General features: G+C 71.7%; 23 protein-coding genes. 11 read left to right on the top strand and 12 right to left on the bottom strand.

Annotation, left to right across the window (positions count from 1 at the left end):
- Positions 1–237 precede the first annotated feature (237 nt).
- The 4 genes from ABZ470_RS30360 (at position 238) to ABZ470_RS30345 (ending at position 4576) form a co-directional block, all read left to right on the top strand.
- Positions 238–1572: an erythromycin esterase family protein gene (locus ABZ470_RS30360; RefSeq protein WP_362915738.1), complete on the top strand. Its 1335-nt coding sequence runs from the start codon at positions 238–240 to the stop codon at positions 1570–1572.
- A gap of 198 nt (positions 1573–1770) precedes the next feature.
- Positions 1771–1941, top strand: coding sequence for a hypothetical protein (locus tag ABZ470_RS30355; RefSeq protein ID WP_352012995.1), 171 nt, complete (start codon positions 1771–1773; stop codon positions 1939–1941).
- A 96-nt stretch (positions 1942–2037) separates the two neighbouring features.
- Positions 2038–3072, top strand: coding sequence for an NADPH:quinone reductase (locus ABZ470_RS30350; protein WP_352012994.1), 1035 nt, complete (start codon positions 2038–2040; stop codon positions 3070–3072).
- 130 nt (positions 3073–3202) lie between these two features.
- On the top strand, positions 3203–4576 hold the full coding sequence (locus ABZ470_RS30345) for an NADP-dependent succinic semialdehyde dehydrogenase (protein WP_352012993.1): 1374 nt from the start codon (positions 3203–3205) through the stop codon (positions 4574–4576).
- Between the two features lie 67 nt (positions 4577–4643).
- Here ABZ470_RS30345 and ABZ470_RS30340 read toward each other — a convergent pair whose 3' ends face one another.
- On the bottom strand, positions 4644–5951 hold the full coding sequence (locus ABZ470_RS30340; RefSeq protein WP_362915735.1) for a glycine hydroxymethyltransferase: 1308 nt from the start codon (positions 5949–5951) through the stop codon (positions 4644–4646).
- Between the two features lie 116 nt (positions 5952–6067).
- Here ABZ470_RS30340 and ABZ470_RS30335 point away from each other — a divergent pair, with 116 nt between their 5' ends.
- Positions 6068–7117, top strand: a complete 1050-nt coding sequence (locus ABZ470_RS30335; protein WP_352012991.1) for a helix-turn-helix domain-containing protein — start codon at positions 6068–6070, stop codon at positions 7115–7117.
- A gap of 39 nt (positions 7118–7156) precedes the next feature.
- A complete protein-coding gene (locus ABZ470_RS30330; RefSeq protein ID WP_352012990.1) occupies positions 7157–7306 on the top strand; it encodes a hypothetical protein in 150 nt (49 codons plus the stop codon).
- A gap of 10 nt (positions 7307–7316) precedes the next feature.
- On the opposite strand, the gene ABZ470_RS30325 is transcribed toward ABZ470_RS30330, so the two are convergent.
- The 3 genes from ABZ470_RS30325 to ABZ470_RS30315 are packed head-to-tail and all read right to left on the bottom strand — an operon-like array spanning position 7317 to position 8734.
- Positions 7317–7829: an ATP-binding protein gene (locus tag ABZ470_RS30325; protein ID WP_352012989.1), complete on the bottom strand. Its 513-nt coding sequence runs from the start codon at positions 7827–7829 to the stop codon at positions 7317–7319.
- Between the two features lie 51 nt (positions 7830–7880).
- Positions 7881–8186 carry a DUF4031 domain-containing protein gene (locus ABZ470_RS30320; protein ID WP_352012988.1) on the bottom strand — a complete coding sequence of 102 codons (306 nt, stop codon included), beginning with the start codon at positions 8184–8186 and terminating at the stop codon, positions 7881–7883.
- Positions 8183–8734 (bottom strand): helix-turn-helix domain-containing protein, encoded by a 552-nt coding sequence (locus tag ABZ470_RS30315; protein ID WP_352012987.1) that lies wholly within the window; start codon positions 8732–8734, stop codon positions 8183–8185. Before ABZ470_RS30315 ends, ABZ470_RS30320 begins: the two co-directional genes overlap by 4 nt.
- A gap of 116 nt (positions 8735–8850) precedes the next feature.
- Here ABZ470_RS30315 and ABZ470_RS30310 point away from each other — a divergent pair, with 116 nt between their 5' ends.
- A complete protein-coding gene (locus ABZ470_RS30310; protein WP_352012986.1) occupies positions 8851–10425 on the top strand; it encodes an MDR family MFS transporter in 1575 nt (524 codons plus the stop codon).
- A 100-nt stretch (positions 10426–10525) separates the two neighbouring features.
- A complete protein-coding gene (locus ABZ470_RS30305) occupies positions 10526–11488 on the top strand; it encodes a GNAT family N-acetyltransferase (protein WP_352012985.1) in 963 nt (320 codons plus the stop codon).
- 46 nt (positions 11489–11534) lie between these two features.
- Here ABZ470_RS30305 and ABZ470_RS30300 read toward each other — a convergent pair whose 3' ends face one another.
- Positions 11535–12914, bottom strand: coding sequence for an MFS transporter (locus tag ABZ470_RS30300; RefSeq protein WP_362915732.1), 1380 nt, complete (start codon positions 12912–12914; stop codon positions 11535–11537).
- 102 nt (positions 12915–13016) lie between these two features.
- Between ABZ470_RS30300 and ABZ470_RS30295 the strand changes: the two genes are divergently transcribed.
- Together ABZ470_RS30295 and ABZ470_RS30290 are read left to right on the top strand one after the other, a co-directional pair.
- On the top strand, positions 13017–13892 hold the full coding sequence (locus tag ABZ470_RS30295; protein WP_362915730.1) for a helix-turn-helix transcriptional regulator: 876 nt from the start codon (positions 13017–13019) through the stop codon (positions 13890–13892).
- Positions 13893–14017: 125 nt separating this feature from the next.
- On the top strand, positions 14018–14455 hold the full coding sequence (locus ABZ470_RS30290) for a nucleoside deaminase (RefSeq protein WP_362915728.1): 438 nt from the start codon (positions 14018–14020) through the stop codon (positions 14453–14455).
- Position 14456: 1 nt separating this feature from the next.
- On the opposite strand, the gene ABZ470_RS30285 is transcribed toward ABZ470_RS30290, so the two are convergent.
- The 5 genes from ABZ470_RS30285 to ABZ470_RS30265 all read right to left on the bottom strand — a co-directional run bounded on the left by ABZ470_RS30285 (position 14457) and on the right by ABZ470_RS30265 (position 21271).
- A complete protein-coding gene (locus ABZ470_RS30285; RefSeq protein WP_362915726.1) occupies positions 14457–15773 on the bottom strand; it encodes an AAA family ATPase in 1317 nt (438 codons plus the stop codon).
- Complete coding sequence (locus tag ABZ470_RS30280) at positions 15770–17239, bottom strand: hypothetical protein (protein WP_362777658.1); 1470 nt, start codon at positions 17237–17239, stop codon at positions 15770–15772. Before ABZ470_RS30280 ends, ABZ470_RS30285 begins: the two co-directional genes overlap by 4 nt.
- On the bottom strand, positions 17236–18336 hold the full coding sequence (locus ABZ470_RS30275; protein WP_362915724.1) for a hypothetical protein: 1101 nt from the start codon (positions 18334–18336) through the stop codon (positions 17236–17238). Before ABZ470_RS30275 ends, ABZ470_RS30280 begins: the two co-directional genes overlap by 4 nt.
- Entirely contained in the window at positions 18333–19115 is a 783-nt protein-coding gene (locus ABZ470_RS30270) for a hypothetical protein (RefSeq protein WP_362777660.1), read from the bottom strand. Before ABZ470_RS30270 ends, ABZ470_RS30275 begins: the two co-directional genes overlap by 4 nt.
- A 110-nt stretch (positions 19116–19225) precedes the next feature.
- On the bottom strand, positions 19226–21271 hold the full coding sequence (locus tag ABZ470_RS30265) for an AAA family ATPase (protein WP_362915976.1): 2046 nt from the start codon (positions 21269–21271) through the stop codon (positions 19226–19228).
- Positions 21272–21334: 63 nt separating this feature from the next.
- On the opposite strand from ABZ470_RS30265, the gene ABZ470_RS30260 reads away from it, so the two are divergent.
- Positions 21335–21940, top strand: a complete 606-nt coding sequence (locus tag ABZ470_RS30260; RefSeq protein WP_362915722.1) for a TetR family transcriptional regulator — start codon at positions 21335–21337, stop codon at positions 21938–21940.
- A gap of 72 nt (positions 21941–22012) precedes the next feature.
- Here the strand turns inward: ABZ470_RS30260 and gndA are convergent, their stop codons facing one another.
- Positions 22013–23443 carry an NADP-dependent phosphogluconate dehydrogenase gene (gene gndA / locus ABZ470_RS30255; protein WP_362915720.1) on the bottom strand — a complete coding sequence of 477 codons (1431 nt, stop codon included), beginning with the start codon at positions 23441–23443 and terminating at the stop codon, positions 22013–22015.
- A 106-nt stretch (positions 23444–23549) separates the two neighbouring features.
- Positions 23550–25226 (bottom strand): serine/threonine-protein kinase, encoded by a 1677-nt coding sequence (locus ABZ470_RS30250; RefSeq protein ID WP_362915718.1) that lies wholly within the window; start codon positions 25224–25226, stop codon positions 23550–23552.
- Positions 25227–25541: the final 315 nt, after the last annotated feature.

The following is a 25541-nucleotide window of genomic DNA, read 5'->3' as shown; positions in this document are numbered from 1 at the left end:
CCCTACGGCGCAGGAGATCGGGGACGTCCCCCGGTCGTTGTGCCGGGGCCGTTCGTGCTGATGGCGTGTCCCGGGTACCTGGGGCGGCCAAGGCGCGAACAGCCTCGTCCGGCGTGTCGTCCCCCCGACGGGGGGTGGGGTCAGCGCCACCACGATGGACCGGCCCGCCGGATCGAAAGGCCCGGCGCCGATCCCTAGTTTGATGAGCGTCCGGTGACACCGACCGAAGGAACATCCATGAGGAAGACTCCCCTGCGTCGCGGCCTGCTGGTGGCGGTCGCCCTGGGCGCCGTGGCGGCCCCCGCGCTGGCCGCTCCCGCCCTGGCCGCTCCCAAACCGGCGTTGGAGACATCGGAGGAGCGGGTCGTCGCGGGCCTTGAGCGTCACGCCCACCCACTGCGCGGCACCCGACCGGACACGCCGGGACATGATCTGAAGGCGCTGTCGGCGCTGGTCCGTGACGCGGAGATCGTGGGAATCGGTGAGGCCACCCACGGTTCCAAGGAGCTGTTCACCCTGCGCCACCGGCTGTTCCGGCACCTGGCGACCACACAGGGCTTCACCACCCTCGCCCTGGAGGCGCCCTGGTCGGCCGGTGTCCGCCTGGACGAGTATGTGCGCACCGGCAAGGGCGACCTGCGCACGATCCTCAAGGAGGAGGGCGAGACCACCGGCGGCGTGTGGAGCACCGAGGAGTGGCTGGACCTGTACTCCTGGATGCGCGACTACAACCGCACCGCCCGCACCAAGCTCCGGGTGATGGGCTTCGACCTCAGTGACGTCCACCCGCAGCAGTACCGGCGGATCCTCGACTGGGCCGAGGAGCACGAGCCCTCGATCCTGCCCGAACTGCGCCGCCGCTACGCGAAGCTGCTCGCCCTTCCCGGTGGTGCGAAGGAACGGGTCGACGCGCTGACGGCTCTTCCCCCGGAGCGGCTCAAGGCCGTGGCCGAGGACGCCGAAGCCGCCTACCACCTGGTCGAGAAGGCCGCCAAGGTCAACCCCTACGTGCTCCAGGAAGCCCGCGTCATCCACCAGATGACCAAGGTGTACGCCTCGGAGGGGTCCGAACTGCACCTGAACCGCGACCGGTTCATGGCGGAGAACACCATGTGGTGGAAGCGGCAAACCGGTCTGAAGATCGTGGCCGCCGCGCACAACGGGCACGTGACCTACCTCTCCCCCTTCCCGCAGCACTACCCCGTCACCCAGGGGGCCCGGCTACGTGCCATGGCCGGGCGCTCCTACGTCGCCATCGGCACCTCCATCCACAGCGGCGGATTCCGGGCCATCAATCCCGACAACGGCAAGGCGGAGAACTTCGACACGGGGGCCGCGGGGCCGGACAGCAACGAGCACATCCTCGACAAGGTGCGCCATCGCGACTACTACGTGAGCCTGCGCCAGGCGGAGCGCGACCCGGCCACGCGGAAGTGGCTCGACACCGCCCGCCCGACGTTCACCGTGCCGGCCACCTACCTGCCCGACATGCTCAAGGCACCACTGGCCCTGGGCCAGGCGTACGACATCGTGGTTCACCTCCACCGCGTCAAGGCGGCCGATCCGCTGTGAGGACGCCTGAGGCTCCCGGCGCACGGAGCCGGAACGGCAGCTGAATCAGGCCGGGAAGACGCGGTACGCGAAGGGAAGGGACGCCGAGGAGGCCTGGGCCGGGGCCTCCCGGAAACAGCATGGGGGAACACCCTGGCTTGTCCCTGACTTCGGGTTCTGGCTCTGCCGCTGGTCCGTGCCGGGTCGTAGCGTGGAGACATGGGACGGATTCTGTTGATTGTGGCGGCCGTGGTGCTCGCCTTCTTCCTGCTCGGCTCGCTTCTGGGCTTCGTCGTCGGCCTCATCAAGTGGGCCCTGATCCTCGGTCTGATCGCCGTGGCCGCCGGTTTCGTGGTCAAGCTCTTCCGCTCCTCCAGCCTCAGAGGCTGACGGGGCCAGGCCCGCGGAGCCGTTCTCCTCACGGCGGTTCCGCGGGGGCAAGGAGGGCACGGGAATAAGCCGCTCTAAACGGAGATTTCCTCCGGTATGAGAGCGATCATCTACACCGAGACCGGCGGCCCCGAGGTCCTGCGCCTGGTCGAACGGCCCGTTCCCGAGCCGGGACCGGGTGAGGTCAGGGTCCGCGTGGTCCTGTCCGCCGTCAACCCCAGCGACTGGAAGTTCCGCGCGGACGACTCAGGCCCCACCTTCCCCGAGGTGGTGCCGAACCAGGACGGCTCCGGAGTCGTGGACGCGGTCGGCGAGGGGGTCGACGGGCTGCGGCAGGGCGATCGTGTCTGGATCTGGGAGGCCGCCTGGCAACGCCCGGACGGCACCGCCCAGGAGTTCGTGGTGCTGCCCGCCCGGCAGGCCGTACGGCTTCCCGGGGAGGCCTCCTTCGAGGTGGGCGCGGCGCTCGGGATCCCGGCGCTGACCGCGCACCGTTGCCTCACCGTGGCCGACGGCACGGCGGCGGGCGGTGGCGCGGGACGGCTGGCGCCGGGTGCCCTCGCGGGCCGCACCGTGCTGGTCGCGGGTGGGGCGGGCGCGGTCGGCAACGCCGCGATCCAGCTCGCCAGATGGGCGGGCGCCACGGTCGTCACCACGGTCAGCGGGCCGGAGAAGGCCGCGCTCGCGACCGCGGCCGGGGCCCACCATGTCGTGAACTACCGCGAGGGGGACGCCGCCGCCGAGATCAGGCGGGTCGCCCCGGGAGGCGTCGACGTCGTCGTCGAGGTGGCCCCCGTGGTGAACCTCACCCTCGACCTCGCGGTCCTGGCCCCCGCGGGAACCGTCGCGGTCTACGCCGTGGACGGCGGTCCCGCCGAGCTTCTCCTGCCGCTGGGGCCGGTCGCGGCGGGCAACCTCCGCTACCAGGGCGTCCTGGTCTACACGGTGCCCGAGACCGCCAAGCTGGCCGCCGTCGAGGACGTCTCGGCCGCCGTCGCCGCGGGCGCGCTGCGCGTGGGGGAGGAGGCCGGGCTGCCGATCATCCGCTTCCCCCTGGAGCGCGCCGCCGACGCCCACGCGGCGGTCGAGGAAGGAGCCGTCGGCAAGGTCGTCATCGAGGTCGGCGCCTGAGCTCTGTTTCCTCCGGGTCTGAACGGATATCTGGGGAAGGTAGGGGCAGGACGCCCGCCGTACCCGCCCCTGTCCGGCAGGTCCCGATTCCGGCCGCCGTCCGGGGGCGGCGGCCGTCGAGGAGGCAGTGATGGCGATCGCGACGGTCAACCCGGCCACCGGTGAGACCCTGAAGACCTTCGAGCCGCTGGACGAGCGGGAGGTCGAGGAACGGCTCGCGCGCGCCGCGGCCGACTTCCTGACCCACCGGACGACCGGTTTCGGGCAGCGGGCGGCCTGGATGCGCGCTGCGGCCGACCTGCTCGAAGGCGAGCTTGAGGAGACGGCCCGTCTCATGACGACCGAGATGGGCAAGACGCTGGTCTCGGCCCGCGCGGAGGCGGCCAAGTGCGTGACGGGGATGCGCTACTACGCCGACAACGCCGAGGCGCTCCTGGCCGACGAGCCGGGGGACGCGCGGGCCGTGGGGGCGCGGCGCGCCTACGCGCGCTACCAGCCGCTGGGGCCCGTGCTCGCGGTGATGCCGTGGAACTTCCCGCTCTGGCAGGTGATCCGCTTCGCCGCGCCGGCGCTCATGGCGGGCAACGTGGGGCTGCTCAAGCACGCCTCGAACGTCCCCCAGACCGCGCTCTACCTGGGGGAGCTCTTCACCAGGGCGGGTTTCCCCGCGGGCTGCTTCCAGACCCTGCTCATCGGTTCGTCACAGGTCGAACGGGTGCTGAGGGACAGACGGGTGGTCGCGGCGACCCTGACCGGCTCGGAGCCCGCGGGCCGCTCCGTCGCGTCGATCGCGGGTTCCGAGGTCAAGAAGACCGTCCTTGAGCTGGGCGGTTCCGACCCCTACGTGGTGATGCCGTCGGCGGACGTCGAGGCCGCCGTCTCGACCGCCGTCACCGCCAGGGTGCAGAACAACGGCCAGTCCTGCATCGCGGCCAAGCGCTTCATCGTGCACGCCGACGTCTACGACGAGTTCGAGGGCCGCTTCGTCGAACGCATGGAGTCGCTGCGGGTCGGCGACCCCATGGACGAGGAGACCGACGTCGGGCCGCTGGCGACCGAGCAGGGCCTCGACGACCTGGAGAGGCTGGTCGCCGACGCGGCGGGACGCGGCGCGCGGGTGCTGTGCGGCGGGGTGAGCCCCGACCGGCCCGGCTGGTTCTACGAGCCGACCGTGCTGAGCGGTGTCACCCGGGAGATGAAGCTGTTCCTGGAGGAGTCGTTCGGCCCGGTGGCCTCGCTGTACCGGGTGGAGGACGTCGAGGAGGCCGTCGCGCTCGCCAACGCCACCTCCTTCGGGCTCGGCGCGAACGCCTGGACCACCGACGAGCGCGAGCAGGAGCGCCTCATCACCGAGCTGGAGGCCGGGATGGTCGCCGTCAACGGCATGGTGGTCTCCTACCCGCAGCTGCCCTTCGGCGGCATAAGGAACTCCGGGTACGGCAGGGAGCTGTCCGCCCACGGCATCCGGGAGTTCTGCAACCTCAAGACGGTCTGGATCGGCTGAGGGGAAAGGCGCGCGGACCGGCCCGCCAGGGGCGCGCGGCCCCAGGGGGTCGCGGGCCGGTCCGGGATCAGGGGATGGAACGGCGCAGCCCGACCGTGTCCCGCAGGACCTCGGCCGGGTCGTGGCCGTCGATCAGCAGCCTGCGCATCAGCGCCGCGACAGGCCGCATCGTGCCGGGGGTGAACCCTCGGCGGGTGACCTCCTGGGTGCCGATGCGCAGACCCCGCATCGGCTCGCCGGGAGCCTGGTCGGGCAGGCCGATGCCGCTGAGGTAGACGCCGCCCTCGGCCAGCCGCCGGGCCGCCTCGTCCCCGCCGCCGAACGCCGCGGCGTCGACCGCGACGTGGTGGGAGACCGTCCAGCCCAGGTCGGCCGCCGCCACGGAGAAGCCCTCCTCGGTCAGCGCGGCGGCCAGGGCGTGCGCGTTCGCGATACAGGCGTCGGCGTAACGCGGGCCCTCGGCGGCGTGCTCGGCCGCCGTCACGGCCAGCGGGGCCAGCCGGGAGGCGTCGTAGTTGGCGGTCAGCCCGGGGTAGGCGGCGGCGGAGACCCGGCGGGCGAGGTCCTCCTCACGCGTCACGACGGCCGCCCCGGGAGGGCCGCCGAAGGACTTGTAGGTGGACATGGTCAGCAGGTGGGCGCCCTCCAGCAGAGGGCGCTGGAAACGACCGCCCGCGATCAGCCCGGCCACGTGCGAGGCGTCGTAGAGCAGCACCGCCTCCACCTCGTCGCACGCCGCCCGCACCCGTGCGACGTCGTGCGGGAACAGCATCAGGCTGGCCCCGATCACCACCAGGACGGGCCGGTGCTCGCGCAGGAAACCCGGCAGGGCGTCGTGGTCGATGCCGAACCCGGCCGCGTCGTAGGGCAGGTCGACGACCCGCAGGCCCCGGATTCCGGCGGCGCCCTGGACGTGGTGGCTGGCGTGCCCGCCCGCCGCCTCGGGCAGGACCGCGATCGTGTCGCCGGGGACGGCGAAGGCGGTGTAGCAGGCCAGGTTGGCCAAGGTCGCGCTCTGCAGCCTGACCTCGGCGAACTCGCCTCCCATCAGGGAGGCGACCCCCAGCGGGGCGAGCACCTCCAGCACGTCCAGCTCGTCGAGGCCGGTCTGGAACTTCTCCCCGGGCCAGCCCATGGAGGGACGGCAGGCCGCCGACAGCTCGTGAGCCGCCCTGGCGCGCTCGCTCATCGTGTTGGTGCCCGCGTAGAGCACGACGCCGTCCTCGTCGAGCCTGCTGCGGTGTCCGGCGAGCGCCGCGCCGACCGTCCGCACGACCTCGTCGAGCCCCAGGCCCTCGGCCGCGGCCTCAAGCTCCGCCAGACGTCGTTGCGCCCTGGGCGAGGCCCACGGGGCGATGCGGCTGCGCTCCTGCACGGCGGTCTCCCTTCACGAGACCCTCTCACTGAACGTGCAAGCGACGGTACGGCCCGCGCCCCGGCCAGTCATCGTCCTGCCAGCGGAGACCTTTCATACATCTGTAGGATTCGACGGTGATCGGCGATGAAGTCCAGGATCTCCTCGATTCCCTGGCCGCGACCGTGGGACGGGGCGTCGCGGTGGACGATCCCGAGGGCCAGGTCGTCGCGCACAGCGTCCACCACGGCGAGGTCGACCAGGTCCGCGCCCAGGCGATCCTGTCCCGTTCCGTCCCCGCCGAGGTCAGCGCCTGGCAGGAGGCCCACGGCGTGGCCACGGCCCGCGTTCCGGTCAGGGTGCCCGCGAACCCGGCGCTGGGCATGGCGGCCAGGCTCTGCGTTCCCCTGCTCCACCAGGGCAGGCGTGTCGGCCTGCTGTGGATCATCGAGGGAAGGACGCCGCTGAGCCAGGAGGAGGAGGCCGGGGCCGTACGGGACGCCGCCGCCATCGCCGCCCTCCTCGACGGCGGAGGAGGGTCGGGCACGCTGCGGGGGTTGCTGACCGGCGGGATACCCGCGGCGCGGGCCGCCGCGGTACTCGGCGAGGGGCCTCTGCGCCTGCTGGCCCTGCGCGGCGAGCGGGGGGAGCCGGGCCGGGCGGTCGAGGAGGAACTGGCCGGGACGCGGCGCCCTCCCGCCTTCACGGTCCTCGACCGGCACGCCGTACTGCTGCTGAACGGCGGGCAGGACGCGACCGCGCTGGCCGGACGGCTGGTGGCCCGTACCGGGGGCGCGGCGGGGCTCAGCGCGGTGCACGCCGGGCTCGGGACCGTCAGGCGCGCCCACCGGGAGGCGGTCGCCGCGGCCAGGGCGGCGGTCGCGGAGCCCGCGCTCGGGCCGGTGGCGAGCTGGCCGGACCTGGGCGTCTACCGGCTGCTCGCCGAGCCGGGGCGGATCTCCCCCGGACCGCTCCACGAGCATCCGGCCCTGGCCGCCACCCTGGAGACCTATCTGGACAGCGGAGGGGACGCGCAGGAGACCGCCAGACTGCTCCACCTGCACCGCACGAGCCTGTACTACCGGCTGACACGGATCGAGGAGATCACCGGACGCAGCCTGAAGGACGGAGCCGACAGGCTGGAACTCCACCTCGCGTTGAAGCTGGCCCGCTGGAACGCGGTGTAGCGGCCGGATAAACCGGGCAAAGCTGTGCAGGTGCGGCAGTTGATCAGTGAGCTTGTCAGCGTTCTGGTCGTTGTCGGCCTTATCGGCCTGGCGGCGCTTCTCGTCTCCGTGGTCGTCCTCGTCGCGATGGTGACGCTGGCCGCCTCCACCCTGCGCGGACGCGGCGGGCCGGCACGACGCCGGGGCTGAGGGCCCCGGTTCACCTTGCCCTGGCGTGCTCCTGCTCTCGCCGGGCGTCTCCCGGCCGGGAACGGTCCACCCCGTCGTGCCGCACGTGCTCCTCGTCGAGCAGCAGCGACAGCCCCGGGGCGTCCTGGACGAAGCGCAGGTTCTTCTCCAGGCAGACGACGGATCCCCGCTCGGGGCGGCTGGTGAAGCGGATGTCGTCGGCCAGCGCCCTCATGATGAGCAGGCCGCGGCCGTGCTCCGAGGTCGGCGAGGGAGCCCGCGTCCCGGAGAAGTCGAACCCCTCGCCCGTGTCGATCACCTTGATGACGCAGCGGTCACTGAAGAGCTCGGTGCTCACCATGTAGTCGTCGCTCGGGATGGCGTGCTGGATCACGTTGGAACACGCCTCCGAGAGCATGAGCAGGATGTCCTCGCGCACCTGTGGCTCGACCCCCAGGGCGCGGAGCGCCGCGTCGAGCAGTTGCCTGATGACCGGAACGCTAGCCGCGTCACGCGGCAGGCGGAGCGTGATTGTGGCCTCCACGGTCCCTCCTTCACGGTTGCCCGCTGAGAGCCCTGCCCCAGCCCGCCCGTCCTAACCGGGACGAACGGCATCTCCTGAATCGCCCGTCCCGGAACGCCTGGTCTTGCGCCTGCGCAGACCGGAGGCGACCAGCCGGGTGAGGAGCTCCCGGGAGGAGACCGGCTGCGCCCCGAGGGAGACGGCGCGCTCGTAGACGGTCTCCGGGACGTCGTAGTGGTCGCGGTCGAAGGCCCTGGCGGGCACGCCGAGCCGTTCGGCGAAGGCGTGCAGCTCCTCGGTGGAACTGTCGCTGACCAGGTGGGACCAGAGCAGGCCGCGGGGACCCGGCCAGGCGGGCGGGTCGATGAGGACGCTCACCGGCGCAGCAGTTCGAGCGCGACCTCAAGGGCGGCGTCCCTGCGCTCGTCGTCGCTGATCTCCTCGTCCCTGAGGAGGAACCAGGAGGCGTGCAGGGCGAACAGCGACATCGAGTTCCTCAGCCGGGTCGCCGTGGGATCGCCGGGCTCGACGAGGATGGTGAGCATCTCGAACATCTGGTGGCGGACCCGCTCCATCGTCGGGTGGCCCTTGAACGAGGCCTGGTTGCGCTCTATGAGACGCATGATCTCGTGGTGCCTGCCCCGGCGCAGGTCCTCGGCGTAGCGGCGTACCAGTTCGCGTCTGGTCTCCTCGGTGCGCGGCTGGGACTTGGCCCACTCGATCAGCTCGTCGAAGGCGTACTGCCGGGCCTCGACGAGACTGGTGATGATCTCGTCCTTGCTCTTGAAGTGGTAGTAGAGGGCGGCCTTGGTCACGCCGAGCGCCTCGGCGATCTCGCGGAGTGAGGTCGCCTCGTAGCCCTGTTCGATGAACAGTTTCAGGGCCGTTTCCTGGATGCGAGTCCGGGTGTCGGCGTTTTCGCTCATGGTTCCCTTTGCGGTGGAATTAACTTGACGGCCGGTAAGTAGGCGCCCTACATTTCCCATCATATCCGACACTAGCCGGTCGGCAAGTAAGCAAGATCCACTAGGGGGCAACGAAAGTGAAGGAGACCGCGACCGCGCCGGCGCGGCAACGTGAGGTCATGGTGGTGCTGCCGGGCCTCATGCTGGCGATGGTCCTGGCCATGCTCGACAACATGATCGTCGGTACGGCGATGCCACGCATCGTGGGGGAGCTCGGCGGCCTGACCCACCTGTCCTGGGTGGTCACCGCCTACGTGCTCGGCACCACCGTGTCGACCCCCATCTGGGGCAAGATCGGGGACCTGTACGGCAGGAAGAACATCTTCCTCGCCTCCATCGTGATCTTCATGATCGGTTCGGCGCTCTGTGGCATGGCCGGTTCGGAGATGCTGGGCGGCACCGCGGACGGCATGAACCAGCTCATCGGCTTCCGCGCGCTCCAGGGGCTGGGCGCGGGCGGCCTGATGGTCAACGCCATGGCCATCATCGGCGACCTCGTCCCGCCCCGTGAGCGCGGCCAGTACCAGGGCATCATGGCCGGTGTGATGGCGCTCGCGATGATCGCGGGACCGCTCGTGGGCGGCTTCATCACCGACAACCTCAACTGGCGCTGGGCCTTCTACGTGAACCTGCCCGTCGGGTTCGTCGCGCTCGCGCTGCTGGCCGTCACGCTCAAGCTGCCGAGATACCGCACCGAGCACCGCATCGACTGGGTCGGCGCGGTCCTGCTCTCGGTCGGCATCACCGCCCTGGTCCTCATCACCACCTGGGGCGGCAACGACTACGACTGGAACTCGCCGCAGATCATCGGCCTCGCCGCGGGCGCCGTGGTCAGCCTGGCCCTCTTCATCGTGGTCGAGCGCAGGGTCGTCGAGCCGATCATGCCGCTCAACGTGTTCCGCGACCGCAACTTCAGCCTGATCTCCGTGGTCGGCTTCCTGCTCGGCTTCGCCATGTTCGGCGCCATCAACTTCCTGCCGCTGTTCCAGCAGACCGTCCAGGGCGCCTCGGCGACCAACTCCGGCCTGCTCCTGCTGCCGATGATGGGCGCGGCCATGGTGGTCTCGCTGTTCGTCGGCCGGGCCATCACCAAGACGGGCAAGTACAAGATCTACCCGGTCCTCGGCGGCGTGATCATGGCGGTCGCCATGTGGCTGCTGTCCACGCAGACGGTCGACACCCCCTCCTGGCGTACCGGCGTCTACATCGCGGTGCTGGGCCTGGGCATGGGCTTCCTGATGCAGACCACCATGCTGATCGCGCAGAACAGCGTCGAGCAGAAGGACCTGGGCGTGGCCAGCAGCGCCTCGACCTTCTTCAGGTCCATCGGCGGCTCGTTCGGCGTCTCCCTGTTCGGCGCCATCTTCACCCACCAGCTCACCGCCAACCTGACGAGCAAGCTGGGGGAGGCGGGCGGGAAGCTCGCGTCGAGCGGAGGCCAGTTCAACCCCGCGGCCCTGCACGAGCTGCCGGCCGGCGTGCGCACCGGATTCCTTGAGTCCCTGGCGTCGTCGATCGGCTCGGTGTTCACCTGGGCGATCCTCTTCGCCGTCCTGGTGCCGCTGGCGGCGGCCTTCATCAAGGAGATCCCGCTGCGCGGCGGCTCCGACCAGGGCGCGGACGAGTCGACCCCGGTCGCGGCGCTCGACTGAACGGCGGGGCGAGACTTGGACGGCGGCGAGCAAGACTTGGACGGCGGCGAGCAAGTTCTCACCCAGTGATCGCCAAGTCCCTCCTCCCAGACTGGGTGGCATGAACACAACGACGACAATCGTCACCGCCGCCGGGTACACCACCCGGCGGCCGGGGACCGGCGACGCGGTCGAGATCCACCGGCTGATCTCCCTGTGCGACACGCAGGTGATCGGCAAGGCCGACATGACCCTCGACGACGTCACCGACCAGCTGAACGAGCCCGACTTCGACGGGGAGAAGGACGGCTGGGTCGTCCACGACACGTCGGGCCGCCTGGTCGCCTGGGCCTGGGTCTGCCGCAAGGGCACGGGCGACAACATGGACGTCGACGTGGTCGTGCACCCCGACGCCGCCGAGCTCACCGGCGCCCTGTGGGACGCGGTCACCGAACGGGCGGCCGAGATCGCCGCCGAACTCGGCCACGACAGGGCCGTGGTGGACATCGCCCTGTACCGGGAGGACAGCGGTAAGCGGGCCCTGGCCGCCGCCCGGGGCTTCGTCGCCGCGACGAGCTTCATCCGCCTCCTGACCGACCACGGCGCCTCGGTCCCCGAGCCCGCCGCCCCGGCCGGGGTGACGGTCCACCACGGGACGAGCGAGGAGGTACGGCGTCAGGGCCACGCCGTACAGCAGGAGGGCTTCGCCGAGCACTTCGGGTTCACGCCCAAGGACTACGACGAGTGGTTCGCAGACCTGGACTCCTCGGCCAGCACCGACTGGGCGCAGCTCATGGTCGCCAGGGTGGACGGCGAGCCCGCCGCGATGCTGCTGGGCACCGACGCCTTCGCCGGGGACGAGAACTCGGGCTACGTCCGCCAGCTCGCGGTACTGCCCCGCTTCCGGGGACGCGGCCTGGGCCGGTTCATGCTGCGCCGGGCGTTCGCCGCGGACGCCGCGCGCGGCCGGGTCGGCACCTACCTGCACGTGGACGCCAACAACAGCACCCCCGCCCTGGACCTGTACCTCTCGGTCGGCATGCGGCAGGTGCTGGCCATCGACGTCTGGCGCAGGACCGTCTGACCCGGCCTCCCCGCGGGCCGTACGGCCCGGCCCGCGGGACGGGACCTCAGCGCCGCAGCAGCGGCAGCGCGCAGGCCGCGGTGACCAGCGTCGCCGCGGCCAGGACCACCCCGACGGTCGTCATCGACGCCCCGCCCAGGTACAGCGTGCCGAAGGTGGCCACCCCGACGACCTGGCCGAGCTGGGTCACCATGACGAACAGCCCGCTGGCGTCCGAGGCGTGCTCGGGCGCCACATGGGTGAGCGCGATCGCGAGCACCGGGCTGAAGACCGCGCCCATGCCGAACCCGGCGACGGCCTGCGTGATCCACAGCAGCGGCTGGCCGTGGTCGCCACCGCTCAGCGCGAGGGCCAGACCCAGGTAGCCGAGCGCCGCCACGACGAGCCCGGAGACGACCATGGGCCGCCTGAACCGCTCGGGGACCCGCCGCCAGTTGAGGCTGGAGACGGTGAACGCGACCGCGGTGGGGACGAAGGTCAGGCCGGCCCGCAGCGGGCTGTCGCCCAAGGTGCCCTGCAGGTGCAGGGCGAGGCCGAACAGGTATCCGCCGTAGCACGTCATCAGCCCGAAGACGGTCAGCACCGAGGGGATCACTCCCTTGGCCATGAGCACCCGCGCGGGCACGAGCGGAGCGGCCGAACGCCGCTCGACCAGCGCGAAGATCCCCGCGAAGGCCACGCTCACCCCCAGCGAGACCCACCCCCACAGCGGCCAGTCCTGCTCGTGGCCCAGCACCAGCGGCACCACCAGCAGACTCACCGCGAGAGAGAGCGTGACCAGGCCCGGCAGGTCCAGCGGGCGGTGCAGACGCGGTCCGCCCGAGGGCAGCAGCCGTACGCCCGTGACGAGCAGGGCCAGTCCGATCGGCACGTTCACCAGGAACACCGGGCGCCACGCGGTGCCGAACAGGTCGGCGGAGACCAGCGTGCCACCCAGCACCTGCCCGATCACGGCGGCCCCCGAGATCACCGTGGCGTACAGGCTGAGCGCGCGGGCCCGCGCGGCCCCCTCGAAGTTCGTCTGGATCATGATCAGCACCTGGGGCACCATCAGGGCGGCTCCCGCGCCCTGCAGGAGCCGGAAGGCGATGAGCTGCCCGGCGGAGGCGGCCAGGCCGCAGGCCAGGGAGGCGACGGTGAAGACGGTCAGGCCGGTCAGGAACAGCGGGCGTCCGCCGTACCGGCCGCCGAGCCGGGCACCGGTGATCAGCAGCATCGCGTAGGCGATGGTGTATCCGGAGATGATCAACTGGAGTCCGGAGCCCGAGGTGCCCAGGTCCGAGCGGATCACCGGGGAGGCGACGTTGACGATGGAGACGTCCAGGATCGCCATGAACTGCCCGGTCAGGATCACCGTGAGCAGCCGGCGGTTACGGGAGGAGGCCGGGAGAGCGGCCGGGGCCTCCAAGATCGGTGGCGCGGTCATGGAGAAGACTGTGAGGGCGGGCGGATACCGGTAACGAGAGCCTGCTGATCCTGGTACCGACACCACCTGGCAACGGCTTTCCCCATCGGCCAGCATGGGGGGATGACCATGACCAGCCGGCGTGCCCGACGGGCGGAGCTGGCCTCGTTCCTGCGCAGCCGCCGCGACCGCATCACCCCCGAGGCCGTCGGACTGCCCCCCGGGTCGCGGCGCCGTACGCCGGGCCTGCGGCGTGAGGAGGTGGCCATGCTCGCCGGGGTCGGCGTCACCTGGTACACCTGGCTCGAACAGGGACGTCCGATCAACGTCAGCGTCCAGGTGCTCGACGCGATCTCCAGGACGCTCCGTCTCGACGAGGCCGAGCGCGAACACCTGTACCGGCTCGCCGACCTGCCGAGCGTGCCCCAGTCACCCGGCGGCGGCGGTCTCGAACCGGAGGTCCAGCTCATCCTGGACCAGCTCGACCCGATGCCCGCCGTCGTCTACAACGGCCGCTACGACGTGCTCGCCTGGAACCGGGCGTACGGAGCGCTGTTCCCGAAGGTCGTCAAGGCCCCGCCGGCCACCCGCAACGCGCTCTGGCAGATCTTCGTCACCCGTTCCTGCTGCCTCCCGATGACCAACCGCGAGGCCGAGCTGCCCCAGATGGTGGCGACCCTGCGGGCGGGCTTCGGGAGGCACCTCGGCGAGCCCGCCTGGGACGACTTCGTCCGCGTGCTGTCGGCCGAGAGCCCCGAGTTCGCGCGGATGTGGGCGGCCCACGACGTGGCCAGGCCCGGCAGCAGGATGAAGATGTTCCGGCACTGCCAGGCGGGGCTGGTCCGCACGGTCTCCACGAGCCTGAGCCTGTCGGCGCCCGCGGAGGCGCGGATGGTCGTCTACACCCCGGTCGACGAGGAGAGCCGCGAACGCATCGCCTGGATCAGCGCGAACCCCGAGGTGTCCCCGGTCGCCGAGCACGTCCACCGACCCCGATAGCCTGAACGGGTGCGAACCCGGCGTCGCGCCCCGTTCGACGGCGGCCCCGGCGAGGCCCTCGACCCGGCGGCGAAACAGCGGATGCCCGCCGTCGGCTGGGACCTTCACCCGCGAACGGAGCGACCATGACACACCAAGCCACGACACACGACGAGGAACGACTCCTGCGCCGCGCGATCGAACTCGCCGCGCAGGCTCGGGCGGGCGGCAACCCGCCCTTCGGGTCGCTGCTGGCGGACGGGAACGGCCGGGTGATCGCCGAGGAGCGCAACACCACCCTCACCGACGCCGACATAACCGCGCACCCGGAGTTGAAACTGGCCCGCTGGGCGGCCCGCGAACTCGGCCCGGAGACCGCGGCCGCCACGACCATGTACACCAGCTGCCAGCCCTGCCCCATGTGCGAGGGGGCGATCCGGCGCTCCGGACTCGGCCGTGTCGTGTTCGCCCTCTCCGGCGAGCAGCTCAACGCCCTCAAACCGGGTGGTGACTTCCCTGAGGTGCCGCAGCAGGGCCCCACCCTGTACGACGAGGCCCGCGTCCCGGTGGAGGGCTACTACTGAGTCAGTGCGCGGCGACCCGGTGCTTGGCCAGGTGGGCCAGCACCGCCTGGTTGGCCTCCCAGCCGTCGGGGAACTTCACCGGCACCCCGAGCTGGACCGGCTCCGCGGACGGGTGGGCGTCGAGCAGTTCGGGGATGCCCGCCCTGGCGACCACGACGCAGGCGTGCCGGTGCCGTGAGGCCAGCACGCACAGCCGTCCCGACTCCAGATGGAAGGCGGTGGCGTCCCGGCGCCCGGACAGCGGGTGGAGCACGATCGTCACGTCGTACTCCCGGCCCTGGAGCCGGTTGGCGGTGTCGACCGTGATCTCCTCGGGCACCCCGGCGGCGCGGATCGCGGTCACCTGGTCGCGGTGCGCGGCGCCGATGGCGATCCGGTCCGCCGTCACCCGGTGGCTGCCCCGCTCGGAGTGCGCGACCGGCGCCCGCTGCAGCAGCCGTACGGCCAGCAGCGCGACCGCCTGCACCGCCTCGGCGTCCGTGCGCACGGTGTGACGGCTGGGCAGCTCGTACAGCGCCCACCCGGAGGCGGCGGCCTCCTCCAGCGCCCGGTCGTAGGAGGTGCGCATGCCGTTCACGGTCAGTTCGAGCGAGCGGTCATGGTGCTCGGTCCCCGCCCTGAACCCGGTGAACGGGTAGAACGCCTCGGAGACCACCGGCGCCGCCGAGGCGGGCAGCCGCCAGGAGACCGGCAGCCGGTGCACGGGAAGATCGGGGTTGTGGCGCAGCAGCACCGAGACCGCGCTCTGCACCGGGTCCCAGGACAGGCCCGCCCAGCGGTCGCCGTCCACGATCGAGAACGGGTCGAGCTGGCCGGGGTCGCCGACGAACAGCGAGCGCTCGAACAGCGAGGCGATGCGCAGCAGTTTGTCCGAACGCATCTGGTAGGCCTCGTCCACGATCGCCCACGGCCAGGTCCGGTCGCCGACCCAGGCCCACTTGTCCGCGGTGGCGATCACCACCGCCGGGTCGCCCAGGTCGGGCAGCTTGCCCGCGACCGAGACGTTGGGGTGGGCAAGAACGCGAGGCGGCGTGACGTAGCCGCTCGCGGAAAGCCGTCCGACGGTGAGATCGGGGTGATCGGTGGCCAGCCGCTCGACCAGGTCGTCCACCTGTTCGTTGGTCTGCGCCACGATCATCAGTGGCTCGCCCGTCTCGGCGATGTGCGCGGCGGCCTTGACCACCAGCGTGGACTTGCCCGCTCCGGGCGGGGAGTCGACGACCACGCCCCGGTTGCGGGGCAGGTCGGCCAGGACCTCGCCGACGACGGCCGCGGCGGCCTGCTGCGGCGTCATGTCCTCCGTGGGCCGTACCTTCATGACCACTCCTCCTGGGCGTCGTCGTCACCGGGCACGTACTCCTGCGGAGGCCCGCCGTGGGTCCACGGCGTCAGCTCCGGATCGGGCAGCGAGGCCGAGGACTGGAAGTCGTCGAGCAACGAGGTGTAGGTGATCCGCTCACCGGGTCCGGGCACCGCCCCCGGAGCGGGTGTCCTGCCCCGGCCCATCCCCTTGACGACCTTCAGGGTGATCTCGTCGCCGGAGACCTCGACGATCTCGGCGGCGTGCCCGCGCCGTTCCGGGCTGCCGACGACCACGCCCGGCGCCAGCCGTACCGGGTCGGCGGTGGTGACCGTGACCAGCGGCCTGAGCTTGCGCGAACGACCTTCGCCCTCGGTGTGCTCGGGGTCGGCGGCGGTGACCGTCCCGGTGAACGCCTCACCGGTCAGGCGGTACTCGGCCATGATCAGCGGGTCGTCGTAGGCGCGCTGCACGTCGTAGCTCGCCCTGGCGCGTTCGAGACCGGCCAGCCGGGCCGCGGCGCCGACCGCGCCGTCCCTGCGCGCCTGCGGCGGGCCACCCTCCGCGAGCCGTTCGGTGAAGCGGGTGAACGACCCCCGGTCGGTCTCCCAGCGGTCCCGTACCCGTGACCCCTCGGGCAGCGCGCGCAGCAGGTCGACCGCCCGCCACATCAGCCGCCACGTCGGATCGAGCTGGGTGCGCAGCGCCTGGGTGACACGTTCCACCGACCGCTCGGTCGGCGCCTCCTCGTAGGCGCGCATGGCCGGGGCGAGCACCTCGTTGTCGAAGCCCGGGTCCGTCGAGGGCCCCGCGGGAGGCCACAGCAGCGGATCCTCCGCCTCAAGCGCGGCCTGGGATCCGGTCATCCCGGCGGGAGGGTCGATCCAGCCGAGCAGCGCGGCCAGGTTGGCGTCCTCAAGGCCGCTCTGCCCGCTCGCCCAGTGTGCGCCGAGCGCCTCGGTCGCCGCCATCAGCAGGCAGGATCCCGGCTGCTGCGACCGGTCGGCGAAGTAGGTCAGCCACCGGCCGAGCAGCGGCACCGAGGGATGCACCGGATAGGGTCCGTCGACCCTGCGGAAACGGGTGGACCGGCCGAGCAGCCCGAGGAAGGCGACCCCCTGCCGGTTCGGCACCAGGATCTGCGGGGCGTCCAGGCACCGCTCGTACGGCTCGCCGCCCCGCCGCTCGACCGTCTCGGTGCCCTTGCAGAACCCCTCCACGTACGGCAGGACGACCTCGGCCAGTTCGGCGGCGAAGGCGAAACGGAGGTCCCGGTTACGCGGCTGGGGCACCACGAGCAGCCGGGGATGGCCGGGATCGCTGCCGACCATGGCGGCGAGCGGGGCCGCGGCCTCACCGGAGAGGCCGAGCGGGACGAACACCAGCGGCTGCGGGGCCAGGTGACAGTGCCTGACCGTGGTGACCGGCTGCGCGCTCCCGTCCCTGATGGCGCGCAGCCGCGCCAGCGCCGTCAGCGCGCTCATCGCAGGCACTCCTCGCGCAGCCGGTCCGCCAGCCGCAGCAGCCGGGCGATCTCCTCCTGGCCCTCGGCGGGCTCCAGGGTGCCCTCGGCGAGCCCGAGCGCCTCCGCCACGGTCGAGACCCCTCCGAGTTCGTCGCGGACCTGGCGGCCGAGCAGGTCGGTCGAGCCGTTCCCCCTGGCCTCGTCCCGGCAGAACATGCACATGTCACAGGTGGACAGGCAGTCGGGCGCGTAGCGGGCGGGCACCCGGGACAGGGCCTGGGCCACCTCCCCCGCGGGCCGGGTCGGCACGCCGTCCTGACCGGGGGCCAGGTCGAAGGTGAGCTCCTCGGGAAGCTCGTCGAGCAGGGTCTCGACCCGGGTCAGCCGGGTGAGCTGCCGCTTGAGCACCGCCAGCTGCCTGCGTACGTCGACCAGGCACGCCACGGGCCGGTTGGCGAAGTTCTCCGGGCAGACCAGGACCACCTCGTGGGAGACCCGTTCCGGGTCGTGTCCCAGGTCGGCCAGCAGCGCGCGCAGCGCCAGCACGTAGACCGCGGCCTGCCTGGCCGCGGCGGCGACCTTCCGCGGCTCGGCCTGCCCGTCGATCACGCTGAACGACTTGATCTCCACGATGTGGAAGCGCCCGCCGAGCTGGAAGGCGACCACGTCCGGCTCCAGGTAACAGACGTGCCCGGCGATCTCCAGGCTGAGCAGCGGGTGGTCGTAGAAGACAGCGGCCTCCTCCTGCCGTGCGGCTCTGTCGACCAGGGCCCTGGTGTGGGAGTGGCGCAGATGGGCGCCGACGCTCTCCACGTCCTGGTAGCCGACCTCCGCGACGGGCAGTCCGAGCAGTTCGCGCAGCAGCCGGAGCAACTCGGCGCAGCCGTTCTCCTTCACCACGATCTCGAAGGAGTTCCCACGGGTGATCGCGAACTGGGACTGGCCGAAGGGCGCGGGAAAGCCCAGGTGCCTTGCCGTACGGTCCTTGTCGACTCCCGCGGCGTCCAGCAGCGCACGGCGTGCGCAGCCGGGGTTGGCGGCCAGCGCCGCGATGGCGCGGGCGTCGTGCGGGTGTGACGGCACGGGGCCGCGCAGCCTGTCCAGCCTGCCGTTCAACTCGCTCCCCTCAGGGTGCTCAGGGCGGCGGCGCCGAACAGCCGCTCGATGTCGGAAAGCTGCCTGCCCGCCCGCGCCGCGACCTCGGCTCGCTGCGCCGCGTCTCCGGCGTGGTGCACGTCGAGTTCGGCGCGTGCCGCGCGGATCGTGACCTCCGGGTCCGCGGGGGCGAGGCCCTCGACGGCTCCCGGGACGTTCTGCGCCATCCGCCGCAGCAACCGTCGGGCGCCCTGCGGCGGATCGGTCATGCGGATGATCCTGTCGGCGACGCGCATGGCCGAGACGAGGAAGTCGACACGTGGGCTCAGCGGCCCGAGCACCCTCCGCTCCGGCTCCCAGGTGCTGTCGGCGAGCAGCCCCCTGGCGGGGGAGAGGCGGTCGGTGAGCGCGGCGCACAGGTAGTAGGGGCGGGCGTAGGGGTCCCCGCGGAAGGAACGTTCCTCGTCCCTGCGCAGGCTGGTGAGCTGGGCGCCGCGCAGCGCGCCGGAGAAGAACGCCTCGTTCACCGCGACGATCATCCTGGCCGCGGAGGGCACCCCCAGCAGCGCCAGCGCCTGGTGGACCTGTTCCCTGACCGGCAGCAGCGGCGGCTCGGTCTCCCCGGTGGACTCCCCGGTGGACTCATCTGTGCCGACCGCGCGGTCCCAGGCCTGTTCGGCCCGGCGCAGGTCTCCCCGCAGGGACCGCGCCAGCGTGTTGTCCCGCGCCTTGACCGCGCGCCGTACCTGGGCGCGGAGCTCGGTTATCCGCAGCTCCAGCGCGTCCAGTGATTCACTCACGGCACGGAGCGTAACAGGAGTTCCACCAGCCTCCCGTGTATTCCAGCGATTTCCAGCATTTCGTGGCGTTTCATTGAGTGGATATATGCGGATAAAAGGGATATTTATAGCTAAACGGCTGGGGTGATTCCGGCGGGCAGCGGGCGGGTGTGCACCACCTCCAGCCGCGAGACGGCACGGGTCAGTACGACGTAGAGCCGGTTCGCCCCCCTGGGCTCCGCCTCGACGACGGCCGCGGGCTCGGCCACGACCACGTGGTCGTACTCCAGTCCCTTGGCGAGCGTGGCGGGCACGGCGGTGACCCGGACGCCGTCGGACCCCTCGCCGAGGGCGGCGATCGCGACACCCTCGGCCCGGACCGCCTCGGCCAGGCCGTCGAGCGCGTCGTCCGCGGCCACGAGCGCGATCGAGCCCTCGTGCCCCAGCGCCTCGCGCACCACCCGCGCCGCCGTACCGGGAAGATCGGACGTCCGGTGGAACCGCAGCAACCCGTCACCGCGGAACGAACGCGTCCTCGGCACGTCGACCGCCAGCTCGTCGAGCAGGCGGTTGGCCAGCCTGACGACCGCCCCGGGAACCCGGAACCCGGTCGTCAGGGTGACCGGTGCCGCTCCCGGCTTGCCCAGCGCGGCGAGCTGCTCCGGCCAGCTCCGCGCCGCCCAGGGCGTGGTGCCCTGCGCCAGGTCGCCCAGCACGGTGATCGAACCGTGCTCACTCCTGCGCGCGACGGCCCGGCACTGCATCGGTGACAGGTCCTGGGCCTCGTCCACGATGACGTGACCGTATCCCCTGGGACGCTCGATCAGGCCCGCCACCTCGTCGAGGAGCACGGCGTCGGCCTCCGACCACCTGGCGCTCTTGAACGAGCGCGGCGGACGTGACCACAGGATCGCCGACTGCTCGGCAGGGGTGAGGATCCCCTCGGCGGCCCCGGCCAGCACGTTCGGATCGGTGAGCAGCTCCGCCACGACCTCCCGGGGCCGCGCCACGGGCCACACCGTGTCCAGGAACTCCCTGACGGCCCTGCCGGTCCTCCTCGTCCACGCCGTGCCGGTCGTCTGTCCCCGAGCCTCGGCCCGCGCCCGCAGGAGGGAGACCAGCCGCGAGAGCACCCGCTCACGCCCGACCCCGTACGGCGGCGCCTCCCGCAGGACGTCGTCGACGACGCGCCGCAGCTCCTCCTCGGAGACCCGCCAGCGGTAGGCCCCGTCGGGCACGGTCAACGGGCCGCCGGGCCGTCTGACCCGCCCGTACAGCGCCCTGCGCAGCACCTCGGCCATCCGCGCGTCGTGTTTGACCACCGCCGCGGCCTCGTCGTCGGAACCCTTCGGCGGACCCTTGGACGGCTCCGGCGCCAGCAGCCGCCCCAGGGTCGTCTGCTCGACGTCCATCTCGCCGAGGGCGGGCAGCACGGCCGAGATGTAGCCGAGGAAGGCCTGGTTGGGACCGAGGATCAGCACACCGCTGCCGACGAGCCTGCGCCGGTAGGTGTAGAGCAGGTAGGCGGCGCGGTGCAGGCCGACCGCGGTCTTCCCCGTGCCGGGCGCGCCCTGGACGCAGATCGACGTCTCAAGCCCGGTCCGCACCAGCTCGTCCTGCTCGGGCTGGATGGTGGCGACGATGTCACGCATCGGGCCGACACGGGGCCGTTCGATCTCCTCGGCCAGGATCCGGCTCGCCGTACCCGGCGCGCCGCCCTCGCCGAGCCGTTCGTCCTCGAAGCCGGTCAGGGCGGGAGGCCACCCCGACCATCCGAACCGGCGGCGCGTCGTGACACCGCGGGAGTCGCGGACGTCGGCCTGGTAGAACACCGTCGAGACGGGTGCCCGCCAGTCGAGCACCAGCGGCTGACGGCCGGTCCCGCCGGAGATGTGCCGCCGCCCGATGTAGTAACGCCGCCCCCGGTGGTCGCCCGCGTCCGCCCCCGCGCCGAAGTCGAGACGGCCGAAGAACACGGGCCCCTCGGGCTCCTCGGCCAGTTCCTTGGCGAGGCTCTTGAGATGGCGCCCCAGCCGTTCGGCACTGTAGCGGTCGCCCGCCACGTGCTCGCCGACGACGACGTTGAACCGTGCGCCGTCGAGCATCCCCCGCAGCGCCGCCCTGCATTCCTCCAGGTAGGACCGCTCCTCGTCGAGTCCGGTGCCGGTCACCAGCATCACCCCTCAAAGCTTAACCGAGTCAATATATTAACCCGGTTAACCACCTGTTAGGTTGGACGGGTGACAGGACTCCGGCAGCTCAAGAAACAGCAGGTCCACGACGCGATCTCCACGGCGGCCATCACCCTGTTCCTCGACCGGGGCTTCGACGAGGTGTCCGTCGCCGAGGTCGCCGCCGCCGCGGGGGTCTCCAAACCGACGCTGTTCAAGTACTTCGCCTCGAAGGAGGACCTCGTCCTCCACCGCATCTCCGACCACCACGAGGAGTCGGCACGAGTCGTACGGCACCGCGGCCGGGGCGAGAGCCCCCTGGCCGCCCTCCACCGTCACTTCCTCGAAGGACTCCGCAGGCGCGACCCCGTGACGGGGCTCAACGACCACCCGACGGTGCTCGCCTACCACCGGATGATCTTCTCGACCCCCGGCCTGGCCGCCAGACTCGTGCACCACACGACCAAGGACGAGGAGGCCCTGGCCGAAGCGCTCAGGGAGGTCACGGACGAGCTCACCGCCCGGCTCGTGGCCGCGCAGACGCTGGCCGTACAGCGGGTGCTGGCCAGGGAGAACTGGGCCAGGCTCACCCGGGGGGAGACCGCCGACGAGGTCTACCCGTCGGCGGTCGCCGCCGCCGACCACGCGTTCGGTCTGTTGCCCCAGCCGGGCTGACCGGAACGGCCGCGCACAGGAACGGGGTGCCGCCCCCGAAGGGACGACACCCCGCGACACCGGAGGCCGGGCTCAGGCGCCCACCTCGGAGCGGTCACCGGACCACAGGGTGTGGAAGGCGCCCTCCCGGTCCGTCCGCTGGTAGGTGTGCGCGCCGAAGAAGTCGCGCTGCCCCTGGATCAGGGCGGCGGGCAGCCGCTCGGCGCGCAGCGAGTCGTAGTAGGCGAGCGCCGTGGAGAAACCGGGCACCGGAATGCCCAGCTCGGCCGCCTTCGCCACCACCCGCCGCCACGAGTCCTGCGCCAGACCGAGCGCCTCGACGAAGATCGGCGCGGTCAGCAGCGTCACCGGCGGCGTGCTCTCCTCGTAGGCCTCGCGGATCCGGTCCAGGAAGACCGCCCTGATGATGCAGCCACCCCGCCAGATCGTGGCCAGCGCGCCCGGATCGACGTCCCAGCCGTACTCGGCGCTCCCCGCCCTGATCTGGTCGAACCCCTGCGCGTAGGCGATGATCTTCGACGCGTACAGCGCCCGCCGTACGTCCTCGACGAAGTCGTCACCGAGCGTCCGATCGGGCACGGGCGTGGGGCCGGGGAGCCCGCGGGCGGCCTCCCGCAGGTCGGCGTGACCGGAGACCGAACGGGCGAAGACGGCCTCGGCGATACCGCTCACCGGCACACCCAGGTCGAGTGCGATCTGCACCGTCCAGCGCCCGGTGCCCTTCTGCTCGGCCCGGTCGGCGATCACGTCGACCAGCGGCCCGGCGGTCGAGGCGTCCACCTGCCTGAGCACCTCGGCGGTGATCTCGATCAGGTAGGAGGACAGCTCACCCCGGTTCCACTCGTCGAAGACGTCGGCGAGCCGCGAGGGCTCCAGCCCGGCCCCCTGCCTGAGCAGGTCGTAGGCCTCGGCGATGAGCTGCATGTCGGCGTACTCGATGCCGTTGTGCACCATCTTGACGAAGTGACCGGCCCCGTCGGGACCGATGTGCGTACAGCACGGCACCCCGTCCACCTTCGCCGCGATGTCCTCGAACAACGGCCCGAGCGCCGCGTACGACTCCTTCGAACCGCCGGGCATGATGCTCGGCCCGAGCAACGCGCCCTCCTCGCCGCCCGAGACCCCGGCGCCGACGAAGTGGATGCCCCGTTCCCGAAGCGCCGCCTCACGCCTGCGGGTGTCGAGGAAGTGCGCGTTGCCGCCGTCGACGAGCATGTCGCCCGGTTCGAGCAACGGGGCGAACTCCTCGATCACCGCGTCCGTCGGCGCCCCGGCCTTGACCATGATGAGGACACGGCGGGGACGTTCGAGCGCCGCGACGAACTCCTCCGGAGTCTCACAGGCGACGAAGGTTCCCTCGTCCCCGTGCTCCTCGACCAGCTTCGTGGTCCGTGACAGAGACCTGTTGTGCACCGCGACCACATGCCCGTGCCTGGCGAGGTTGCGGGCCAGATTCGCCCCCATCACCGCCAGGCCGGTCACACCTATCTGCGCCTGAGTCATGTTGTGACACCCCCTATTACGTTCAAGGATGCCCAGTCTGCACCGATCGCTCCCCACAGCGCGCGCCGAGCCGCGCCGACGCCCGGAGCCGGCTCAGGGCCGGGTCTCAGGGCCGGGCCTCAGGGCCGAAGGACGACCCCGCCCGGTCGCCGCCGACAACGCTCCCGAGACAGCGGTAGGTCCGCACCCCCGAGGCGAACCGCTCCTTCGAGGGCGGCAACACCGCGATCTGCCAGTCCGAGGGAATGACCTTGACGGCGGCGCCGCGCCGGGAACTGAGCATGACCGACGACGCGCACACCTTGCGCACCATCGGATCGCGCTCGGCGGCCCCCGCGTCGTAGGTGAGGCCGCCCGGCAGCGTGGCGATCGCGAACGTCTCCCACGCGTGCGGCTCCTCACACTTGACGGGCCGCGCCGACGCGTCCCCCGCGATCACGACGAGTCCGCCCCAGCACTCGGCCTTCTGCACGCACGAGGCATGGCCACCGGGCACGGCCGCCGCGGGACAGTCCAGGGTGAACGTGGCGACCTCGGCGTTCGTCCCCTGAGCCCCCGTACCGGCGCCCCCGGCCTCGGAGGTGTCCGCGAGGCCGCCGACGGAGGCGCCCTGACCGAAGTTCTCCATGATCATCAGTCCGACCCCGGCCAACAGCAGGATCACGAAGGCGGCCGCGACCGCGACGAACACCCGGGTGTTCGAGGCGCCGGCGGTGGGCGCCGCCGCGTCCTTGGCCGGTGACTGGGTCACGCCGAGCTCCTGAAGACCGGGTGAGGTCAGGTGCGCGCGCATCACCTCTCTCCCCGGCCCCGGCCGCGCCCCCGGCACGCCGTACGACGCGTGCCCCCCGGTCTGAGGAGTGGGACGGGGCCCGGAGGCGTACGGAGGCGGTACCGGGACGGACGGCGGTGGAACGGGAGCGGGACGCGGCGGCATCGGCCTGCCGTCCCGGGCTCCCCGTTCCAGGTGCAGATCGGTGAGGGCGTCCCGCAGGGCCGCGACCGAGGGGGTGCGTCGCGCGGGATCGCTGTCCATGGCCTGACGGAGCACGGCGGTCAGCTCCGGCGGCACACCGGGGATCTCCGGGATCGGCAGCCGGTGCAGGGCCATGATGACCGCGATGTTGGCCACCCCGCTCTCCGGAAACCGGGGAGGACGCCCGGACAGCAACGCGTAGAGAGTGGCGGAGAGGGAGTAGACGTCTCCCGCCGCGGAGGGCTCCGTCAGGTCGAACGCCTCGGGCGGCGCGTAGGCGGGGGTGAGCGACTCTCTGGTCACCGAGGCCTCGCCCCCCGCGGAGGGCATGGTCGCCAGCCCGAAGTCGGACAGCACCACGTTGCCGTACCGGTTGATCAGGATGTTGGCCGGCTTGATGTCCCGGTGCAGCACCCCCGCGGAGTGGGCGGCGGCCAGCGCGTCGGCGATCCGGACGCCGATGTCGGCGACCTCGGCGGGAGCCAGCGGCCCCTCCGCACGCAACCGGTCGAGCAGTGACCCTCCAGGACACAGCTCCAGCACCATGTACGGCCTGCCGTCGGCCAGCACTCCGGCGTCATAGACATGGGCCACGTGCGGATGCCCCGACAGGGCTCCCGCCGAGGTGACCTCCCGCATGAAGCGCCGCCGGTCACGCTCGGAGAGCAGAACGCGGTTGTCGACCTTGAGCGCGACCTCCCGGTCGACCGCCAGCTGCCGGGCCCGGTAGACGATCCCGAAACCGCCTTGGCCGAGTACGCCGGATATGTCGTAGCCGGGTACTGAAAAGGCGCCCGCTTCAGCCATCTGCCACCTCCTGACGACGGGCAGATTATCGGAGTTCAGCGTCGTCCCGGCTGCGTGACCGGCCCTGATTTGACGACGTCCCTCGGGGGACATAGAGTCACCAGGCCCGAGGGCGCCGACGATGTCGGTGAGACCCCGGGAACCCCTTCTGACTCACTCTCGACCGAGACACGTGTGTCCCGGTCGCTTCGGTTCGACACGTTCCGGATGTCAGAGTAAATTGGAAGGGTTGCTCCGGAGACGGGGCGGTCTGAAATTCCTCGGACAGGCTTTATCGAAGAAAATGCGATCCGGTCGGATCGGTTTGACACGAAA

The organism is Streptosporangium sp. NPDC020072 (assembly GCF_040631445.1).
In the GTDB taxonomy this organism is placed as follows: domain Bacteria; phylum Actinomycetota; class Actinomycetes; order Streptosporangiales; family Streptosporangiaceae; genus Streptosporangium.
This window is presented reverse-complemented; position numbering and strand designations above follow the sequence as displayed.

Excerpts from the sequence above, each read along its gene's own strand:
- ABZ470_RS30360 (WP_362915738.1), top strand. The coding sequence starts at position 238 with ATGAGGAAGACTCCCCTGCGTCGCGGCCTGCTGGTGGCGGTCGCCCTG.
- ABZ470_RS30355 (WP_352012995.1), top strand. The coding sequence starts at position 1,771 with ATGGGACGGATTCTGTTGATTGTGGCGGCCGTGGTGCTCGCCTTCTTC.
- ABZ470_RS30350 (WP_352012994.1), top strand. The coding sequence starts at position 2,038 with ATGAGAGCGATCATCTACACCGAGACCGGCGGCCCCGAGGTCCTGCGC.
- ABZ470_RS30345 (WP_352012993.1), top strand. The coding sequence starts at position 3,203 with ATGGCGATCGCGACGGTCAACCCGGCCACCGGTGAGACCCTGAAGACC.
- ABZ470_RS30315 (WP_352012987.1), bottom strand. The coding sequence starts at position 8,734 with ATGAGCGAAAACGCCGACACCCGGACTCGCATCCAGGAAACGGCCCTG.
- ABZ470_RS30305 (WP_352012985.1), top strand. The coding sequence starts at position 10,526 with ATGAACACAACGACGACAATCGTCACCGCCGCCGGGTACACCACCCGG.
- ABZ470_RS30300 (WP_362915732.1), bottom strand. The coding sequence starts at position 12,914 with ATGACCGCGCCACCGATCTTGGAGGCCCCGGCCGCTCTCCCGGCCTCC.
- ABZ470_RS30295 (WP_362915730.1), top strand. The coding sequence starts at position 13,017 with ATGACCATGACCAGCCGGCGTGCCCGACGGGCGGAGCTGGCCTCGTTC.
- ABZ470_RS30290 (WP_362915728.1), top strand. The coding sequence starts at position 14,018 with ATGACACACCAAGCCACGACACACGACGAGGAACGACTCCTGCGCCGC.
- ABZ470_RS30285 (WP_362915726.1), bottom strand. The coding sequence starts at position 15,773 with ATGAAGGTACGGCCCACGGAGGACATGACGCCGCAGCAGGCCGCCGCG.
- ABZ470_RS30280 (WP_362777658.1), bottom strand. The coding sequence starts at position 17,239 with ATGAGCGCGCTGACGGCGCTGGCGCGGCTGCGCGCCATCAGGGACGGG.
- ABZ470_RS30265 (WP_362915976.1), bottom strand. The coding sequence starts at position 21,271 with ATGCTGGTGACCGGCACCGGACTCGACGAGGAGCGGTCCTACCTGGAG.
- gndA (WP_362915720.1), bottom strand. The coding sequence starts at position 23,443 with ATGACTCAGGCGCAGATAGGTGTGACCGGCCTGGCGGTGATGGGGGCG.
- ABZ470_RS30250 (WP_362915718.1), bottom strand. The coding sequence starts at position 25,226 with ATGGCTGAAGCGGGCGCCTTTTCAGTACCCGGCTACGACATATCCGGC.